The organism is Desulfitobacterium nosdiversum, from assembly GCF_049860565.1.
Taxonomy (GTDB): Bacteria; Bacillota; Desulfitobacteriia; order Desulfitobacteriales; family Desulfitobacteriaceae; genus Desulfitobacterium_A; species Desulfitobacterium_A nosdiversum.
This window is the reverse complement of sequence record NZ_CP172056.1, coordinates 2,328,795-2,340,856: the sequence shown is the minus strand read 5'-3', so window position 1 is coordinate 2,340,856 and position 12,062 is coordinate 2,328,795. Positions and strand designations below refer to the sequence as shown.

General features: G+C 42.6%; 12 protein-coding genes. 3 read left to right on the top strand and 9 right to left on the bottom strand.

The genetic code is table 11. The features are described 5' to 3' along the window. The first annotated feature begins 101 nt into the window (after nt 1–101). A complete protein-coding gene (locus ACHOLT_RS11320; protein WP_425800679.1) occupies nt 102–1,058 on the top strand; it encodes a cation diffusion facilitator family transporter in 957 nt (318 codons plus the stop codon). Between the two features lie 88 nt (nt 1,059–1,146). Here the strand turns inward: ACHOLT_RS11320 and ACHOLT_RS11315 are convergent, their stop codons facing one another. After that, nucleotides 1,147–2,049 carry a dihydrodipicolinate synthase family protein gene (locus tag ACHOLT_RS11315; RefSeq protein WP_425800677.1) on the bottom strand — a complete coding sequence of 301 codons (903 nt, stop codon included), beginning with the start codon at nt 2,047–2,049 and terminating at the stop codon, nt 1,147–1,149. Between the two features lie 357 nt (nt 2,050–2,406). On the opposite strand from ACHOLT_RS11315, the gene ACHOLT_RS11310 reads away from it, so the two are divergent. Further along, entirely contained in the window at nt 2,407–3,093 is a 687-nt protein-coding gene (locus ACHOLT_RS11310) for a TerC family protein (protein ID WP_425800675.1), read from the top strand. A gap of 81 nt (nt 3,094–3,174) precedes the next feature. Further along, nucleotides 3,175–3,567: a hypothetical protein gene (locus ACHOLT_RS11305; RefSeq protein WP_425800673.1), complete on the top strand. Its 393-nt coding sequence runs from the start codon at nt 3,175–3,177 to the stop codon at nt 3,565–3,567. Here ACHOLT_RS11305 and hgcB read toward each other — a convergent pair. From hgcB to hypF, 8 genes are all read right to left on the bottom strand, one after another. Next, nucleotides 3,564–3,854 (bottom strand): mercury methylation ferredoxin HgcB, encoded by a 291-nt coding sequence (hgcB, locus tag ACHOLT_RS11300; protein WP_425800671.1) that lies wholly within the window; start codon nt 3,852–3,854, stop codon nt 3,564–3,566. The two genes, ACHOLT_RS11305 and hgcB, sit on opposite strands and share 4 nt — an antisense overlap. A 59-nt stretch (nt 3,855–3,913) precedes the next feature. Beyond that, nucleotides 3,914–4,918 (bottom strand): mercury methylation corrinoid protein HgcA, encoded by a 1,005-nt coding sequence (hgcA, locus tag ACHOLT_RS11295; protein ID WP_425800669.1) that lies wholly within the window; start codon nt 4,916–4,918, stop codon nt 3,914–3,916. Between the two features lie 128 nt (nt 4,919–5,046). After that, nucleotides 5,047–5,574 carry a cytochrome c3 family protein gene (locus ACHOLT_RS11290; protein WP_425800667.1) on the bottom strand — a complete coding sequence of 176 codons (528 nt, stop codon included), beginning with the start codon at nt 5,572–5,574 and terminating at the stop codon, nt 5,047–5,049. 223 nt (nt 5,575–5,797) lie between these two features. After that, a complete protein-coding gene (locus ACHOLT_RS11285) occupies nt 5,798–6,889 on the bottom strand; it encodes a cytochrome c3 family protein (RefSeq protein ID WP_425800665.1) in 1,092 nt (363 codons plus the stop codon). A gap of 392 nt (nt 6,890–7,281) precedes the next feature. Continuing rightward, nucleotides 7,282–8,274, bottom strand: coding sequence for a hydrogenase expression/formation protein HypE (gene hypE, locus ACHOLT_RS11280; RefSeq protein ID WP_425800663.1), 993 nt, complete (start codon nt 8,272–8,274; stop codon nt 7,282–7,284). Beyond that, a complete protein-coding gene (hypD, locus tag ACHOLT_RS11275; protein WP_425800661.1) occupies nt 8,274–9,368 on the bottom strand; it encodes a hydrogenase formation protein HypD in 1,095 nt (364 codons plus the stop codon). The genes hypE and hypD overlap by 1 nt, the downstream gene beginning before the upstream one ends. Then, a complete protein-coding gene (locus tag ACHOLT_RS11270; RefSeq protein ID WP_425800659.1) occupies nt 9,349–9,576 on the bottom strand; it encodes a HypC/HybG/HupF family hydrogenase formation chaperone in 228 nt (75 codons plus the stop codon). Before ACHOLT_RS11270 ends, hypD begins: the two co-directional genes overlap by 20 nt. Nucleotide 9,577: 1 nt before the next feature. Beyond that, the gene (hypF, locus tag ACHOLT_RS11265; RefSeq protein WP_425808020.1) at nt 9,578–11,866 is read right to left on the bottom strand and encodes a carbamoyltransferase HypF; all 2,289 of its coding nucleotides are present in this window, start codon (nt 11,864–11,866) and stop codon (nt 9,578–9,580) included. Nucleotides 11,867–12,062: the final 196 nt, after the last annotated feature.

The following is a 12,062-nucleotide window of genomic DNA, read 5'->3' as shown; positions in this document are numbered from 1 at the left end:
AAACTAACTTTCTTAAAAAGTATTGCATGATCTCAATAGAATTCGTTTATTCTATAGTCGTTGTTACTATTGAATGCATTCGATTCAGGAGGTTTATAACCATGTCCTGGGAATTATTAAAAAAAGGAAATGCCTCATCTGCAGCCGCAACTTTAGGAAACATCGGCCTATGCATCATCAAATGGATTGCCGCCATTCTTAGCGGAAGCGGGGCTATGTTTGCAGAAGCCATGCATACGCTTGCTGATGCAGTAAACCAAGGGTTTGTTTTCACCGGAAGCATCCTTGCTGAAAGAAAACCTACACGGCGTTTTCCAAGCGGGTTTGGCCGCCTCATCCACGTATTTTGCATGGTCGCCGTCATCGTCGTAACCATAATGGCTTATGAAACGGTTTTAGAGGGAATCCGACTGATACGTCATCCTGTTCCAACGAGCAACTTGGTCCTAACGATCGGAATCCTCTTTGTCTCCATTATTACCGACGGTTATGTATTATTGAAAGCTTTTCGCGAAATCGCTCATGAGACGCATACCGAAGAAAGCGGCGGCAATCTCTTCATCAATGCTTTCCGCAACGTTGGACGTGCCGCCCCACCAACTCGACTTGTTTTTTACGAAGATCTTGTAGCTACTTCCGGTGCCGTCTTAGCTGTACTTGCGATCCTCGTCAGCCATTATACACTATTTAAAACAATGGATGGTATTGCAGCGGTCATCATCGGCTTCATGATGGGCGGAGCGGCATTTAAGGTTGGCTATGACAATATGGTAGGTTTAATTGGTGTAGCGGCTCCCCGAGATATCGAAGAGAAAGTCGCTGCGATTATTTTCTCCGACCCAGATGTTCGCGACATCAATCGCCTGCGAATTATTCAAGAGGGACAATATTATCATACTGAAAGTTATATAGAACTGCGTGCCGGTCTATCCCTGGCAGAAGCGGAAAACATCAAATATCGAATCCGCGATAAACTTCTGGCTTACCCTGATCTTAATGATGTCACTTTAGGAATTCTTGAAGATAACGGCGCTCAGGATTGGAGCTTAGAGGACTAAGGCCTGAACTAGTATCCGTTTAGTTCAGGCCACTATGTGGGAAACCCAATTATATAATTATTTGACTGAGCGACCATTGCTGCATTGATTAAAGTCCGGCTTCTTTAAATAATTGACGAATTTGATCAACTTCCTTTGGCCCAACAGGGAGCAGAGGCAGGCGTACACTGCTGTTAATATCAATGCCCCTTAATCGACATGCTTCCTTAGTCATAGCGATCATCGCTGAACCTGTATTGTAAATCCTTGAAAGTACCCCTAACTGCTTTGCAAACTGCTTGCTCTTTTCATAATTGCCTTCTAAATAACTATTATATTCCCCGACAACAAGCTGAGGCGCAAAATTGGTGATAGCCGTCATCGCACCATCCCCGCCTAATGCGAGAAGATTGAGAAGATGATCTTCCAAACCCGTAAAAACAGCGAAATTAGGATTAATCTTTTTAACCTCGTACACTAATTCCCGCAAATAGCTTACACTATCGATTGTTGCTTTAATACCTATGATGTTCGGAAAATCCTTAGCTAAGCGTGCAATCAGGGAGACAGGCATATTTTGACCCGTCAGAGCTGGATAATTATAAATCAAAACAGGTATATCTACCGCCCCTGCAACTTGAGCATAATGATTATAAAGCTCGCGTTCTGCTAAGGGTATGTAATAAGGAACAACAACCGTAACCGCATCCGCGCCAACTTCTTGGGCGTACCGAGAAAATTCGCAGGCTTCCCTCGTATTAGTGCTGCCTGTCCCTATTAAAACGGGTACTCTTTTATTAATATATTTTACAATAAATTCAGCGAATTGCTTTCTCTCTTCTAAATTTAGGTTAGAAAACTCCCCCGAAGTACCTAACGCAAAAATACCATGGACTCCATTGCTAATCAGAAAGTCAATCAATCTTTGATTGCCTGCCCAATCCAATAGCCCCTCTTCATCAAAAACCGTCAGCATTGCAGGTATAATACCGCGAAATTGCTTAATCATCATAAAACTCCTTTCTCAAACTTCAGTATCAAGTTTTATATTTGATTTAAGTAAATTAATGCATACTATTCGGTGTATTCTCATATTTCCCTCCTATTTTTTAATATCAGTTATCATGGAAATCAGGGGAAATCAGGGAAATACTCAAACCTTTTATATTTTTTCTTGACGTGTATGAAGTTATCCTTTAATATATCTATATAATGTTCAAAGGGGAGTAGCTGTACAGCAAAGTCGTCAATTCGGAATTTGATTCCCGGCTTTGTTGGCAACTCAAGTTGTTAGCAAGACCTTTGCCCAAAACGGGCGGAGGTCTTTTTATTTTCTTTAGAAAAATTCATTGAAAGTGAGGAAAAAAGAATGGAATTTTTAGCTAATGGTTTTTTTGCGGCTCTGTTATCTATCGTAATGATAGATTTAGTTCTAGGTGGAGATAATGCAATTGTAATCGGTTTAGCCGCCCGTAATCTCCCTCAGCACGAACAAAAAAAGGTGATTTTTCTTGGAACACTAGGTGCAATCGTAATTCGTGCCTTAACTACCCTTATTGCAGTTTGGCTGTTAAAAATCCCCGGGCTATTGCTTGCGGGAGGAAGTTTTTTGGTTTGGATGGCTTACCGTCTTCTAACTCAGGAGAAAAGCCCTGATGTCGCTTCCAGTGCCACCATGTGGGCTGCAATTCAAACGATTATTGTTGCCGATGCAGTCATGGGTCTGGACAATGTCCTGGCAGTCGCCGGGGCCGCTCACGGAAGCTATGCCTTGGTCGTTTGCGGCTTAGCTATAAGCATTCCAATCGTCGTTTGGGGCAGTACCTTAGTTATCAAGGCTTTAAATCGCTTCCCATGGTTAATTCAGTTTGGCTCTGCCGTAATAGCCTATACCGCCTCCACAATGATCAGCGATGAACCGTTCCTTCACAGCATATTTTCTGTTAATCCCCTATTGCGTTGGGGCTTAACTATTGCTCTGATCACAGGTGTCTTATGGGCAGGCAGACGTAAAATTGCTCAAAAAATAAAGGCTGCCGATAAATCGATTGCCTAATAATAAAATGGTATGTACAATAGGGACGAATAATTGAATCGCCTTCCCTATTTAGTACAACAAAATGAAGGAGAGATAAAAATGGCTCAAGATCTCGCTAAAAAACTCTTATTGCATAAGGTTCATGGGGCCACCCTCGTAAATGCTCCTGATGATTTCATTACTAAACTGCAGAACGAGTTGCCTGAGCATAAAATATTAACGGATATGCCCAAAAATGACGCAGACTTTATTCACCTGTTCGTCCATGATAGCTCTGAACTTAAAAATGCTTTAGAAGGGGTCTACAAACATTTAAAACCCGACGGAATACTTTGGGTATCCTATCCTAAAAAATCATCCAAACTTAAATCTGATCTCAGTCGAGATCTCTTGCAATCGTTGCTGCGTGAAACAAATTATGAAGGGGTTTCCCTGATTTCGATTGACGAGACCTGGTCCGCCATGCGCGTTAAGCCTATGAAAGTTGACTAACAGCAGCTGCCGTCAGAACAATCGCAGCTCGGTTCACTCCCGGTCAGCCACCCCTTGATGATAGCAGAAGCACACCCTACCCCAGGATTAACTTCTAAAGCATTAAACGGACAATTTTTGACACAAGCTCCGCATTCTATGCAACGGTCTTTATCTCTGATAACCGACTTACCGTCACTCAGTACAAATACCCGATGCGGACAAACTTCAATACACTGACCGCAGCCAGTACACCGTTCCGCATTTAACTTTAAAGTAACAACATTTTTTAAGTATTGATGTTTCATATTATTCACTCCTTGGGTTTAGTCTCAGAACAACTATCAACGAATCGCCATCATATTTACTAACGGATAAAGCTCTCTATTAAAATAAGCACTCCACCAAGAAAGAGTGAAATGATCATTACAGGAATAGCTATTCTCATTTCCTTTAAGACACCTGAAAAAGAGGTATATGTTGTTGATCCTGTAAAGTTCATGGCAAGGTAAGCCGAGACAGGGGGCAAAAGAAGCATATAGGCAATTGCTCTTAAACTGCTATATTGCAATTGACCTGGCCACCCATTGATCAGATTAACACCGATAATCCATGCCACTCCAAGCAACCAACCCTTCCAAGCAAAAGCTCGGCCTGGAATCCAAGGCAACAGAACCGGGGTTAGAATACACCCCACAATTACAGCTCCTGCATAAGCATAGAAATCAATAATATCAAAAGGACCAATTCCTGCTATATTGAGCAAAAAGAGAAATCCAAAAATAATTAAGGAAGGCCTGAACGTATGAACTAATTCTATTGGGGTTAATATCAGTCGATCATAAGCGCTGAACTTAACCGTTCTCATTTCTTTAGCGGCTTTCATTCCTGATTTGAGAAAAGCCCGAATATCACTTGCCCTGACCGGACCATAAATCACCTTGAACCCTGTGTACTTCGTAATTTCATAGGCCTTTATACCGGGTGCTCCCAGTTGAGGTAAAATCAGCGTTTTATGCTCGACCAGCTTTAAAAGTTGTGTACTGCCGATTCTATTGATCAGTTCGGAGGTTCCAAAAGTACCCTTTCCTGCGGCACACCACACATTGACACCCTTTGTGTCAAGAACGAGAAGCCATGCATCAATCCCTTTTAATTCTTTTCGAAGCATGTCAAAGCTAAGCTTGTAGTTTGCGCTGACTAAAACAGGAGACTTACTGTGTGGTTTACCCACAGTATAAAGACCTGGATCTATCTTATAATTCATTCGATTAATGCCCCACCGAACTTTCCATGAGCCTACTATATCGTGAAGCGTCAGCTCATCAGAGGTTGGCGTTATTTTTATCTCTCTTTTTGTAAGCAGTTCCATCCTTCTGCACTCTCTTTTCGTACAAAATCTAATCAACAATTAAATTATATTTATTATATCGATAAATGTCTATATGATGAAGTAAAAAAATAGAGCCTGTGAGAACAGACTCTTGCGGAATATTTAAATTAGCTTTGTTTTGCTGCCTCATTGGGTTGACCATGTCCAACATTCTTATGACACGTAACGCATGATATGTTGGATTGAAGGATTGGTGCATGATTCATCTTAGGTGCCAATTCTCCCGAGGTTAAATTGATGTTTTTGGCTTTGGGGAATGCACTGTTATTCCCGGAATGACAAGCAATACAGGCTGCAGGATCAACATGGGCTTCAATTTGATCAGGAATTTGGTTTGTGACATGCTCATAAACCTGATTTAGCCCATTAATCTTAGCGGTAACGTAGCCAACTGTTCCCGGGCTTGCATGGCAGCTTAAACATGTTACATCCTTATGCGGGCCAGTACTCCAAGCTGTAACTTGCGACTGCATTTCATGGCAACTCGCGCAAAAACTCGGTTGCGAGGTGAAGTGCATCCCCACGACAGCAAGAGCAATAAGTATGACAGCAGAAAGAGACGATAACAAAATGATTTTTTTAGCTTTGTTTTTCGGCTTACCTTCTTTTTCTGCCTCATTGCGGTCAATACTCAATTTCTTCTTTCTCCTCTCGTTCCAGATATATACAGCCCTCATAATACATTATTTTTAACGATTTGCTGAGAGGTCATTTGTACTAATTTTAAAATTTTCAACTTATAATTTACAAAAAGAAAGTCTTAATCCGTAACCTAAATAATAATTTTCTTAGAGATTTTTAATGGCGGAACCCTTCACGGGTTCCGCCATTAACGGGTTCCGCCATTCACTTTGTTTTTTATTTTGCGAGGTCAGGCAGTGCCTTTTTGATGATATCAAGGTAAGTTTGGTTCTTAATCTCAATCTGTTTAGTTGCCGGATCATCACCCATGTCTTGATACTTCATAGCTCCGAAGCTATGATCACGAGTAACATGACCGTTGGGATCTGTTGTATTTTTCCACATAATTGCATCAAGTTTAGCTTGATCAATTTTGCCCTCGTGGCAAGAATTACAAATATCCACTGGGTTATCCTTCTTAATCAGCACACCGTTTGCGTTCGCTTTATGCGGTCCATGACAGGTTAAGCAACCATTAGTCATTCCGCTTGTATTATGTTTACTAAAGGCCCAATCCCGTGTTCCTTGATGGTTATTAGTAACAATAGCACCTGTTGTTGCATCTTTCACCGGATCGGAATTATGACATTTGAGACAAGTATCGCTGTCTGGAAGTGCATTTCTTGGTGATGCCATGATCGTACCTTTTTTCTTATCGTCCGGTGCGGCAACATGGTTGCTTCCGGGACCGTGGCAAGATTCACAAGAAATTCCTGCGGATGGTGAGTTGGCGGGAACGCCGGGGGCATGGCAGCTTGCACAGCTTGTACCGTCCGCTGCCTGCCAGTCTGGTTTGCCATCTTTGTCAACATCAACAGATTTAGCGGCATCAAGAGTATATTGATCCCCGTTCTTAACGAGTTTTGCGATGCGGTAAATCTTATTTTTAAATCCAGGGACCTCAGCCATGACATATTCGTTCATCATAACGCCATAGATTTTAATTTTTGAAAGATCAACTTGTGTTGGCTTGGTGTTGTTGGTATCAACCCCGTCAAAAAGGGTTAACGTTGTAGGAGCGTTACTTAACTTGAAAGCCGAAAGAGGTTGGAATGCCGTTGAGTGTTTCGTGGTATGGAATGCTGTAACCTTTGTGCCATGACAGGAATTACATGTGTCATCACCGACATATGTAGCCGCAGCCGTTGCAGTTGTTTTCGTAGCATCGGCTTTAGGCGCAGCCGTTTGCGTAGATCCGCATCCAACTGCAACTAAGGCAACCATTGAAAGCAATCCTGCGCTTAAAATGAGATGTTTAAGCTTTTTCACAGTTCCTTTTCCCTCCTTATGATTTAATAAAATCAGCTGACTGATTCTACCCTCCTTTGTTCGATAGTTTGGAAATGTGAATATGGGGTCATGTACGAAATTGGTAAAAATTGCACAATCTACTCCCCATACCACAAACGACCATTTTTATTTATATACTGGTCGTCTTCCCTCATTTTTGACTACGTGTAATATTTTAACATATATATTGTTTTTGTCTATGAAGAATTGATTATTTTTATTTAATTTTTTTATATTTTACATCGAAATATCTTATAATAAAACGCCAACTGAGTTTGAATATACTCAAATTGGCGTTCTATTTATTACTTAACTTCAAAAAATTTTCAATCACTTTAATATTTATCTTAAGTTATAGTTTAGAGTATTCCTTAACATATCCGGGGAAGATGTTCTCCTTCAAGCATACCCAAAATTCGTTTTCCCCCTAATGGTGTCTCTAATAGAACTCGTCCGGAATTTTCAGCCTGAACTTTTCCGATACGCGCTGCATAGCGTCCTAAAGGATGATTCTTCATCTTCTTCAAAACTTCCTCAGCCGCACTTGGTGAAACAATAACTAAAGCTTTCCCTTCATTGGCTAAATAAAGCGGCTCAAGCCCCAACATTGCACAGGCACCTTCAACACTGGGTAAAACGGGTAAATTAACTTCTTCTAACAGCATGCTGACACCTGCTTGCTGAGCCAATTCATTTAATGTCGTCGCTACACCGCCCCGCGTGGGATCTCGCATACATTTAACGCCTGGCTGATAAAAAGCGTCAATCAGCCCATTTAAAGGTGCACAGTCACTGACGACAGGAGTTTGAAATTCAAGGCCTTCACGCTCTGATAAAATGGCAATCCCATGATCTCCGATCGTTCCGGTAATGAGAATCTCGTCTCCTGGTTGAATCTGCGCCGGTCCGACTAAGCGCTCCATCCTATATCCGATTCCTGTTGTGTTTATAAAAATTTGATCCGCACTCCCCCGCTCCACGACTTTTGTATCACCGCATACAATTTTTACGCCGGCATGAGAGACAGTCCCGGCAATGCTCTGAATAATTCGTTCTAATTTCTCCAAGGGAAAGCCTTCTTCTAAGATAAGCGCGAGCGTTAAAAACTGAGGAATAGCTCCGCTCACTGCCAGATCATTAACTGTACCGCATACCGCAAGCTTACCGATATTTCCCCCTCGGAAAAAAAGCGGGGAAATGACAAACGAGTCAGTGGTTACAGCAATCTGAGCCTGACCCGGCAGAACTGTCGCATCATTCATCTGATCCAAATACGAATTGCCTAAATATTTCTGAAAAAGAGTACTAATCAATTCGTGACTAAGTCTCCCGCCGCTTCCGTGGGCCATCATAATGCGTTCCATTAATTCACACTCCCTTGTGCGTAGCGATAATAAGCCGCGCAAGATCCCTCGGCAGAGACCATGCACGGTCCTACAGGCTTCAGCGGAGTGCAATGTCGGGCAAACAAAGGACATTGCGTGGGGTAAATAAGTCCTTTTAGAACCTCGCCGCACCGGCAGCCCGGAGTTTCCTTTGAATGAAAGATCGGTAAGGAAAATTTGCGGGCTGCATCCCATGCCGCAAACTCCTCTCGTATCCCTAAGCCACTGGAAGGAATCAAGCCAATCCCCCGCCACGAAGCATCAACAGGTTCAAATACCTTTTTAATTATCTCTTGAGCATGCAGGTTTCCTTCTGCCTTTACCACGCGTTTATACTGAATTTCAATCTCCGAACGTCCTTCTGCCCGCTGCCTTAAAAGCATTGCGACAGCTTCCAAGATATCGAGAGCTTCAAAGCCCGTGACAACACCCGGTTTTCCATAGTCTTCAGCCATAAACCGAATCGGTTCAATGCCGATAATCGCACAAACATGCCCTGGATCGAGAAAGGCATCGACAACAAGTTTTTCATCCTCCGCCAATAATTTTAAAACAGGAGGAACGACCTTGTGCAGAGATAAAACGCTGTAATTTTTAATTTCTTCCCTTTTCGCGGTCTCAAGACTCACCGCAACCGTCGGAACCGTTGTTTCAAATCCAATACCGAGAAAAACAACCTCTTTGTTTGGGTTTTCACGAGCTAACTTCAGAGCTTCTTGCGTGGAATAAACTACCCGGACGTCTGCTCCCTCGGCTCGCAACGTCTGCAGGTTTTTTTCCGTCCCCGGCACCCGAATCATATCACCAAAGGTTGCCGTAATCACATTAGGCTGGGCTGCTAAATAAAGAAATCGATCAATATCACTATTATCCGTTACACATACCGGACACCCCGGACCGGAAATCAAACGAACGGTATCCGGCAAGAGCTCGCGCAGTGCGTTTTTAGCAATAGCAACCGTATGAGTTCCGCAAATCTCCATAATGGTAAACGGGTTCCCCGCTAACGTCTGGATTTCTGCGAGATAGCCGTCAGCCTTCACTGCCAAATCGTTATTCCTCTTCATAGGCATGAGCAACCTCCATCCAAAGTGCTTCCGTTTCCTGCGCGATCTCTTTCTCTATGACTTCAATGGCAAAACCTGCATGTACTAATACATAATCCCCAATCTTGACCTCGGGAACCAAGTCTGTGCCAATAGCACGTTCATTGCCCATCATATCAACTTTTGCAATAGAACCTTCTAATGAAACAACCTTAGCCGGAATAGCTAAACACATCTTATAACACCTCATTTGCAATCAATAATTGCCCGAAAGCAAGTCCTCCGTCTCCGGGAGGAAGAGTTCGTGATCGTAAGACTTCAAGTTCCTTCTCTTGACATAGTTTAAGTATAGCTTCAGTCAGAAGCTTGTTTTGAAAAACCCCTCCGCTCAAAACCAGGGGACCTTTTTCAATCTGCAGTTCAACTGCAAGATCTACTATAGCATGAGCAAGCGATAGATGAAAGCGATAGGCTATCTCCTCAAGGCTTACCCCCAACAAAAGATCTCTCATGAGCTCTTTAAAAATCATTCCGATTCTAAGAATAATTTCATCATTCTCAACGCTCATTTTATATGAATAATGTTTATCTTCCAAGTGATTCTTCAACTTAAACCTTTGAGCCGTACTTTCCAACTCAATCGCAGCCTGTCCCTCATAAGTGACCTTTCGGCAGACCCCCAGTAAACCGCTGACCGCATCAAAAAGCCGCCCGGCGCTTGAGGTCTGAAAAACTTGAAATCCTGTTTTAAGTTGACGATCTAAAATTTGGCGTTCCACTGCAGATAGTCCACTCCAAAAAGGCTCCGTTTCAACCCACTCTTCCTCTGTCAGGAGAGTTTTCAGATAAGCATAAGCCAGACGTAACGGATGTTTCGACCCTGCGTCCCCGCCGGGAAGCGGTAAATATTCGAGATGGCCTTTGCGCTGATAGCCTTTGGCATTTCCGAACAAAACTTCAAAGCCCCAAATACATCCATCCTCTCCAAGCCCTGTTCCATCACAAATAATTCCTAAAGTCGGCTCCGTTCTATCCCATTCCCCCAACACACTTACAAGGTGAGCATGATGATGCTGAACGGGATGTTTAGGCAATGGCTGTTCTAAAGCAAAGCGGGTCAGCTCATAGTTCGGATGTTTGTCATAGGCAAGAGCTTGAGGCGTAATATTAACAACTCTTTGAAAGGAATCCAGTTCTTGATAAAAACGTTGCAGATTTTCATACCCTTCCATATCACCTAAGTATTGACTGACAAAAGCCCGTTCCCCTGAGGCCAAACAGAAAGCATTTTTAAGTTCTCCTCCAACTCCGAGAAACGGAGTCTTAATATGATAGGAGGACATCATAATTGGAAGCGGTACATAGCCGCGAGCCCGGCGAAAAAAAACAGACTTCTCACCGATGACCTGAACTACAGAATCGTCACAAGGATGATAAATATCCCGGTCATGAATCAGAAAATAATCTGCAATTCCCTTTAAGCCTTCCAACGCATCCTCATTTTTATATATTAGTGGCCTGCCGCTAAGATTGGCACTGGTCATGACCAAAAAATCATAAGTTCCCTCAAATAAGAGATGGTGAATTGGAGTATAGGGAAGCATCATTCCTAGGGTATTTATACCCGGGGCAATTTCCTCCGGCAAAGAATTCAAATGTTTCGACCGGCGTTCTAAAATGACGATCGGCGCAGCCATACTCTTTAACAAATTTTCCTCCAGTTGGCTGATTATAACCTCTTCACGGGCTTTCTCCACCGACCGAACCATTAAAGCAAAAGGTTTTGCCCCTCGCTCCTTTCGTTCACGCAGGCGCTGGACTGTTTGCGTATTGCGAGCATCGCAGACAAGATGAAACCCTCCCAGCCCCTTGACTGCGAGGATTGCCCCTTGAGCCAGCTGCTCAACTCCAATTCCGGGAAGTATCTGTCCCTGAGCATCTACAAGTTGTACCTTAGGTCCGCAATCTGGACAAGCAATGGGTTGAGCATGAAAACGCCGATCTTCGGGATTATGGTATTCAGATGCACAGGTTCCGCACATTGGAAACTTAGACATCGTGGTTTGTTCGCGATCATAAGGTACATCGCGAATTATAGTATAGCGCGGTCCGCAATTCGTACAATTGGTAAACGGGAACTGATAGCGCGGGTTTGCTGGATCAGCCATGTCTTTAAGGCAATCCTGACATGTTGCTACATCCGGCGCAATCAAAACGTTCGCTTCCTGCTCCGCTTCGCTTTGAATAATTTTAAATGTTTCACAGTTTTTACATGTGCTGTTTTCCGTTCGCATAGTAACGATTTTGGATAAGGGCGGGGCTTCCTTAATCAATCGTTCATGGAATAAATTTAGATTATCTCCTTCGGCATAAATCGTTACGCCACGACTCGAGTTACTAACCCATCCTTTAATTCCCATTTCATGAGCAAGCCTAAAAACAAAGGGGCGAAAACCTACGCCCTGTACAATTCCATTAAGGAAAAAAGTCTTTGCTTCCTTAGAACACTTATCTTGTTTCGTTATTAAGCATCTCCTTTTTCCCAAACATAATTTTATGTACTATTTTACCTGATTTTATTTAAAAACTTAATAAGATTAAGATAAGATTTCAAAATACTTATATATGTATTTTAAATGTCAAATTTTTATTAAATTCGCAGGATATTTTGCTTTTTCACCGAATAAGTAATATTTATATTAGTCTGTATTGTTCCGATTG

Excerpts from the sequence above, each read along its gene's own strand:
- ACHOLT_RS11305 (WP_425800673.1), top strand. The coding sequence starts at position 3,175 with ATGGCTCAAGATCTCGCTAAAAAACTCTTATTGCATAAGGTTCATGGG.
- hypE (WP_425800663.1), bottom strand. The coding sequence starts at position 8,274 with ATGGAACGCATTATGATGGCCCACGGAAGCGGCGGGAGACTTAGTCAC.
- hgcB (WP_425800671.1), bottom strand. The coding sequence starts at position 3,854 with ATGAAACATCAATACTTAAAAAATGTTGTTACTTTAAAGTTAAATGCG.
- ACHOLT_RS11315 (WP_425800677.1), bottom strand. The coding sequence starts at position 2,049 with ATGATGATTAAGCAATTTCGCGGTATTATACCTGCAATGCTGACGGTT.
- hgcA (WP_425800669.1), bottom strand. The coding sequence starts at position 4,918 with ATGGAACTGCTTACAAAAAGAGAGATAAAAATAACGCCAACCTCTGAT.
- ACHOLT_RS11320 (WP_425800679.1), top strand. The coding sequence starts at position 102 with ATGTCCTGGGAATTATTAAAAAAAGGAAATGCCTCATCTGCAGCCGCA.
- ACHOLT_RS11270 (WP_425800659.1), bottom strand. The coding sequence starts at position 9,576 with ATGTGTTTAGCTATTCCGGCTAAGGTTGTTTCATTAGAAGGTTCTATT.
- ACHOLT_RS11310 (WP_425800675.1), top strand. The coding sequence starts at position 2,407 with ATGGAATTTTTAGCTAATGGTTTTTTTGCGGCTCTGTTATCTATCGTA.
- hypD (WP_425800661.1), bottom strand. The coding sequence starts at position 9,368 with ATGCCTATGAAGAGGAATAACGATTTGGCAGTGAAGGCTGACGGCTAT.